General features: G+C 64.5%; 2 protein-coding genes. Both read left to right on the top strand.

Features of this window, described 5'->3' with window-relative positions; all coding sequences use genetic code 11:
* Positions 1-165 precede the first annotated feature (165 nt).
* Positions 166-1,284 (top strand): GDP-mannose 4,6-dehydratase, encoded by a 1,119-nt coding sequence (gmd, locus tag AC1DS3_RS38485; protein ID WP_441634209.1) that lies wholly within the window; start codon positions 166-168, stop codon positions 1,282-1,284.
* 5 nt (positions 1,285-1,289) lie between these two features.
* Positions 1,290-1,581 (top strand): NAD-dependent epimerase/dehydratase family protein (locus AC1DS3_RS38480; protein WP_477129345.1); only part of this gene is annotated, 292 nt, incomplete at its 3' end.

The raw sequence follows: 1,581 nt of genomic DNA, 5'->3' as shown, positions 1-1,581 counted from the left end.
ACCCTGCATGGCGTGCTGCTGACCGACGTCCCCAAGCCGCCACTGCTGCTGCGCACGGGCTACACCGAGTACTACGGCTACGAAGGACGGGTGAAGTAGGGCCGCGGGGGGCCGCTGACTCGACATCCATACCAAGCATTACCAACGCAAGGCGGGAGAACGATAATGACGCGCAAGGTTGCTCTGATCACTGGTGTTACCGGGCAGGACGGTTCCTATCTGGCTGAGTTGCTGCTCGAAAAGGGATACGACGTGCACGGCATCAAGCGCCGCACCTCCCTGTTCAATACAGACCGCATCGATCACCTTTACCGCGAGCGGCACGATCCCGACCGGCACTTCTTCCTGCACCACGGTGACCTGACGGATGCCACCAGCATGCTGCGTGTCATCCAGCAGGTCATGCCCGACGAGATCTACAACCTGGCGGCCCAGAGCCATGTGGCCGTCTCGTTCGAGGAACCCGAGTACACGGCCAATGCCGACGGCCTTGGCACGCTGCGCATCCTGGAGGCCATCCGCATCCTCGGGCTGCAGAAAAAAACACGCTTCTACCAGGCTTCCACCTCCGAGCTGTACGGGCTGGTGCAGGAGATCCCGCAGAAGGAAACCACGCCGTTCTATCCGCGCAGCCCATACGCGGTGGCCAAGCTCTATGCCTACTGGATCACGGTCAATTACCGCGAGGCCTACGGCATGTACGCCTGCAACGGCATCCTCTTCAATCATGAGTCTCCGGTGCGCGGCGAGACCTTCGTCACCCGCAAGATCACGCGGGCGATCTCGCGCATCGCGGTCGGGCTGCAGGACGAGTTCTACCTGGGCAACCTGTCCGCGCTGCGTGACTGGGGCCATGCACGCGACTACGTGGAGATGCAATGGCTGATGCTGCAGCAGGACCAGCCGGAGGACTTCGTGATCGCCAGCGGCGAGCAGTACAGCGTGCGCGAGTTCGTCCAGTGCGCCGCTGCCGAGCTCGGCGTCACCGTGCGATTCGAGGGCAGCGGCGTGGATGAGGTCGGGATCGTGGAGTCGGTCAGGGGCAAGGAAACCAAGCTCACCCCGGGCAAGGTGATCGTGCGCGTGGATCCGGCCTACTTCCGGCCCACCGAGGTGGAAACCTTGCTGGGCGACCCGTCCAAGGCCCACGCCAAGCTGGGCTGGGCACCGCGTACGCCGTTCTCCAAGCTGGTCAAGGAGATGGTCCGTGCCGACTTCCAGATCGCCCGGCGCGATGCGCTGGTGACGCTGGCCGGCTTCCAGGCGCTGGAACACCACGAGTAAGCACCATGGACAAGAACACCGTCTTCTTTATCGCAGGCCACAACGRCATGGTGGGCTCCGCGCTGGTGCGGCGGCTGCGGGCCGATGGCTACCGCAACCTGGTGACGCGGGACCGCGCCGAGCTGGACCTGACGGACCAGGGCGCGGTGCACCGCTTCTTTGCCGACGAGGGCATCGAGGTGGTGCTGCTGGCCGCGGCGCGCGTCGGCGGCATCCTTGCCAATGCCACGCGGCCGGCCAGCTTCCTGTACGAGAACCTGGTCATCGAGACCAACGTGATCCACGCCGCGTACCAGG

This window comes from Cupriavidus sp. 01L46 (assembly GCF_056399905.1).
Note: the sequence above shows the minus strand (reverse complement) of the source record. Positions and strands in the feature narration are given on the sequence as shown.

Coding starts and splice junctions, on each gene's coding strand:
- gmd (WP_441634209.1), top strand. CDS start 166: ATGACGCGCAAGGTTGCTCTGATCACTGGTGTTACCGGGCAGGACGGT.